This is a genomic window from Polaromonas sp. P1_G4, assembly GCF_056405475.1.
This window is the reverse complement of sequence record NZ_JBFUCA010000356.1, coordinates 1-4,449: the sequence shown is the minus strand read 5'-3', so window position 1 is coordinate 4,449 and position 4,449 is coordinate 1. Positions and strand designations below refer to the sequence as shown.

Sequence of the window (4,449 nt, the reverse complement as noted above, 5' to 3'; positions counted from 1 at the left end):
GGGCTGGACCCGGAGCGCGTGACGTTCTATCGCCAGTCCGACATCCCGGAAATCCCTGAACTCACCTGGCTGCTGACCTGCGTCACAGGCAAGGGCGTACTCAACCGTGCCCATGCCTACAAGGCCTCTGTCGACAAGAACGAGGCAGYCGGCAACGACCCTGATGCCGACGTCACCGCCGGCCTCTTCATGTACCCGGTGCTGATGGGCGCGGACATCCTGCTGTTCAAGACGCACAAGGTGCCGGTGGGGCGCGACCAGATCCAGCACATCGAAATGGCGCGCGACATGGCGCAGCGCTACAACCACCTGTACGGTGAGCACCTGGTGCTGCCCGAAGCGGTGATTGAAGAGTCCGTCGCGCTGCTGCCCGGACTGGACGGTCGCAAGATGAGCAAGAGCTACGACAACACGATTCCGCTTTTCACCCCACGCGAGCAGATGCGCAAGCTGATCGCCGGCATCCTCACCGATTCACGCGCACCGGGCGAACCCAAGGAAGTCGAGGGCTCGGCGCTGTTCCAGATTTACCAGGCCTTTGCGAGCGCGGACGAAACCCAGGCCCTGCGCAAGGCCTATGCCGAAGGCATTGCCTGGGGCGATGCCAAACAGTTGCTGTTCGAGCGCATTGACCGTGAAGTAGTGCCCATGCGCGAGCGATACCACGACCTCATCAGCGACCCGGCAAAGATCGAGGCGACCTTGCAGGCGGGTGCGCAGAAGGCGCGCGCGGAGGCCACGCCTTTCATGGGCGAGTTGCGTCGCGCCGTTGGTTTGCGCAACCTCGCGATAAAGCCGGCTGGCACGTCGAAAGGGAAGTCAGTCAAAAGTGTTGCTCCGGCCTTCAAGCAATACCGTGAGAAGGACGGCCAGTTCTATTTCAAGCTGCAGGATGCCGACGCCAAGGTGCTGCTGCAGAGCCATGGCTTTGAATCTCCCCGGGAAGCCGCGCTGATAATTTCCACCCTGCAGAACGAAGGGACCGGTGCGCTTGCTGCACTGCAAGATAAGCTTCAAATCTTGCCCGGTATCGAGGCAGCCGAGGTCGAAACAGCGCTACGTTTTTTTGCACCTGTAACTCCCTGAGTTGCGGGATTAAGCAATTTGGGCCAGGGGCTTTGGCCGTGCGCGGTGGCCTTCGACAGAATCACATTGGTACGAAAGACTTATTCATTGTTGTTTTAGGGTATTACCACCCTGAAAAAATACCGCAATTTCAAGTTTATTAGTGCCCCAAAGTTGACATTCACCAGTTATGCTCGATAGCTGACAGGAACGATACTTCAGACGTGAACTAATGAGTATTTTTGTAATAGATGACCATCCGCTGATGCGCGAAGCGGTTGTCATGTTGATTCGCCGCCTTAGCAGCAAGGCCACTGTGACCGAGCTGGACCGGCTCGCCGCGGTAATGCCTGCCGTGCAGCAACACGGTGTCCCCGAACTCATCTGCCTCGACTTGAGGTTGCCTGACACCAATGGTGTTTCGGGCGTGCGTGAGCTCAAACACCAATTCCCCAACGTGCCCCTGGTGGTGCTGTCGGCCGCGCCGGCCCAGGACTACGAGGACCTGTCCATTGAGGCAGGTGCCGATGCCTACATCCAGAAGTCTGCGGGGGCCACCGAGATATCGAACGTCCTGCGCGTCTTCCTGAGTGAAGAACTCGACCCGGAGCCATCCACCCCAACGGAAAAACTGTCCAAGCGGCAAAAGCAGTTGCTGGTCATGCTCGACAAAGGCATGAGCAACCGCGACATCGCCGAAGAGCTGCAGATCAGCGAGCACACAGTGAAAGTGCATTTGTGGCGGCTGTTCCGGCGCCTGAATGTCAAGAGCCGCTCACAGGCCAGCCACCTGGCGCGCACCCAGGGCTTGCTCTAGCAAGACCGGGCAACACCGGGCCGGGTCACTGGCCTGGCGTGCGCAACTCCACCCAGAAGACACTGCCACGCCCGCTCCTGGAGGCAAGCCTCACAGGATGCCCAAGCGCCTCGCTCAGGCGCGAAACGATGGCCAGGCCCAACCCAAAGCCTTCTTCGGTACCCTGCAGGGGAATCCGGTAGAACTCCTGAAAGATCGCCTTCTGGTGTTCTTTCGCGATGCCCACACCGGTGTCCCATATCTCGATGCATGGCACTCCGCGCCGCCGGCGCACAGCCAGCAGCACACCGCCTCGATGCGTGTTGCGCAGCGCGTTCGACAGCAGGTTGCCGACCAGCCGCTGAAGCAGCACTGGGTCAGACCTTACCTGTCCCACTGCAGGGCGAATCCTGAGGCGCAGGTTGCGCTCCCGCGCGAAGGGTGCGTATTGCGCCTCCAGATCCTGCACCAGCCCCGCCAGGTCTACGGCCTGCAGGTTGACCCGCAGCGGACTGGACTCCAGCCCCGCCAGGTCGAAGAGGGAGTTGAACAGGTCGTTGACCGCCTTGGTGGACCGGACGATCTTGGGCGCTATCTGCGCCACGAATTCTGGCTCGGCAGCCAGCCAGCCGGCGTACAGGTCCAGGGCATGCACCGGCTGACGCAGGTCATGCGCGGCGCTGGCGATAAAACGGTTCTTGATCTCGATGGCCTCAAGGGCGGCACGGCTTTTTTCAGTCAACGATCTGATCAGTTCGGAGTTGTCGTACTGCAGTTCGAGGTTGGCACGCTGCACCTGGTGAAAGCGCTGGCCCGACACGCGAATGACCACCCAGTAAATGACGATCAGCACCACCATGCCCCAGGTATTGAACGTGGAAGAAATTCCTCTTTCCAGCATCAGCTGGTAGAAAAATACCGTCAGGGTGGAAATGCCCAGGCCGTTCACATAGCCTTTGAAGCAGGGAAGCCAGGAGGAAAAGGTGCCCACCGCAAACCCGGCCATTCCGACCAGGACGATCATGCCGAGGAACTGGTCATACACGGGCGCTTTGAGGAAGTACACAAACATCGACGCACCCCAGACCATGGCACTCATGGGCCACGTCCACGTGTAGCGCGCCATGAATGCGCGCAACGCAGGGCCGCTGACGCCCAGCAGCGAACGCTGGTAAATGCYGATGACGCGATACCGCACCAGGGTCACCAGCGTCGCCGCCGTTGCCCAGATGCCCAGACTGAGCAGGTCTACATGGCGGTAGAGAATCACCACCATGGACACGATCAGGACCAGTGCAGAATGCAGGGCCGGGCGGGCATACCGCATGAAGATGTGGATCAACCGCATTTCCACCCAATCCTCGCGCGAGATATCTGGCGCGCCCTGGATAGGCCGGATCGCTGTGGGGTGGTCCATGGAATGCGAGTTTACGTTGCATCCGGGGCCGCAATGCCATCCGCGGCGCACGCCTGTTGCGTTGCGGTCTAGGGACTTACGCTCAGTTAAAAGTCACGCCGGCCCAGCGCACGCGGCCAAGCACGGCAAAATCCCGGTCTRTACTTTCGTAGCCCTGGATGTCAAACGGTTCATACGCCGGGTTGTAGCTGCTGACGCGCAATATCTTGCCGGGCAGGCGCTGCAGTTTTTTGACCAGCAAGGCGCCGTCAAGCCGTACCATGTGCACGCCCTCCGTCAGGGCATCGCGATCCCGCAAGTCAGTCAGCACTGCGTCCCTGGAATGCAGCCACGGCTCCATCGAGGCGCCCGCCACCGTGGACATGACAATGTCGTTATGGTCAATGCCCAGGTCATACCGGATGAACTGCACATCAAAGGGTCGCATCGCCACGACCGACCCAAGGTCGTTGAATACATCCCGGCCCGGCGAAGCGCGGAGGTCAAACAGGGGCGCATAGACAAACGTGCCGGTCTCGACCGCGCGCACGTCGCGCGCCACTGCCGCAGCAGCCCGGGTTTCGTCTGGAGCTTCCCGGCCCAGTAGTTGCCCAGGCGTCAACCGGTATTCCCTGGCGAGTACTTCCAGCTCGAACGCATCCGGCAGGCTGTCGCCACGCTCTATGTTCCAGATGGTGTTGCGGTGAACCCCGACCGTGGCCGCAACCTCATTGATTTCCCTTGTACCCCGGGCCATGCGGCAGCGCTGGCCAAACTGGCGCATGAAAACCGACCTGGCTTCGGTTCGCACAGACCTGGCACCCGCCTTGTCGACGGCTGCTGCGGCCTCATGCAGGTACCACGCAATGGGCTCTTCCGCCTTGACCGGCGTTACGGCGGTAAAGGAATAGTGCTGGAGCTTGCCAGATCCCCCCGCCCCTGATGCTGCTTCTTTTGTGTTCATGAACACTATTTTGTTCCCCCCAGCACAAAATGAGCAAACATAACACTCATTTAATTGGTAAAAAATACAATAAAAGTAGCACAAATTGAAACAGGCAGAAAAAAATGTTTGACTTGGCCTGTTTTGTGCTCATAATATTAGATATGAGCACAATTAAATCGACACCCGCACAGGAAGATATGCACCCCGCCGATGTCATTGCTGCCCTCCGCAAACGCGGTACCAGTC

At 59.6% G+C, this 4,449-nt stretch carries 4 protein-coding genes; 2 read left to right on the top strand and 2 right to left on the bottom strand.

Annotation, left to right across the window (positions count from 1 at the left end; translation table 11 throughout):
- Both trpS and AC1D1X_RS16445 read left to right on the top strand, forming a co-directional pair.
- On the top strand, nt 1-1,086 hold a 1,086-nt coding region (gene trpS / locus AC1D1X_RS16450), incomplete at its 5' end, for a tryptophan--tRNA ligase (RefSeq protein ID WP_477698672.1).
- 211 nt (nt 1,087-1,297) lie between these two features.
- A complete protein-coding gene (locus AC1D1X_RS16445; RefSeq protein ID WP_457279564.1) occupies nt 1,298-1,882 on the top strand; it encodes a response regulator transcription factor in 585 nt (194 codons plus the stop codon).
- A gap of 25 nt (nt 1,883-1,907) precedes the next feature.
- On the opposite strand, the gene AC1D1X_RS16440 is transcribed toward AC1D1X_RS16445, so the two are convergent.
- Nucleotides 1,908-3,278 carry a sensor histidine kinase gene (locus tag AC1D1X_RS16440; protein WP_477698671.1) on the bottom strand — a complete coding sequence of 457 codons (1,371 nt, stop codon included), beginning with the start codon at nt 3,276-3,278 and terminating at the stop codon, nt 1,908-1,910.
- Between the two features lie 82 nt (nt 3,279-3,360).
- Entirely contained in the window at nt 3,361-4,221 is an 861-nt protein-coding gene (locus AC1D1X_RS16435; protein ID WP_477698670.1) for an XRE family transcriptional regulator, read from the bottom strand.
- Between the last annotated feature and the right edge of the window lie 228 nt (nt 4,222-4,449).

Coding starts and splice junctions, on each gene's coding strand:
- AC1D1X_RS16445 (WP_457279564.1), top strand. CDS start 1,298: ATGAGTATTTTTGTAATAGATGACCATCCGCTGATGCGCGAAGCGGTT.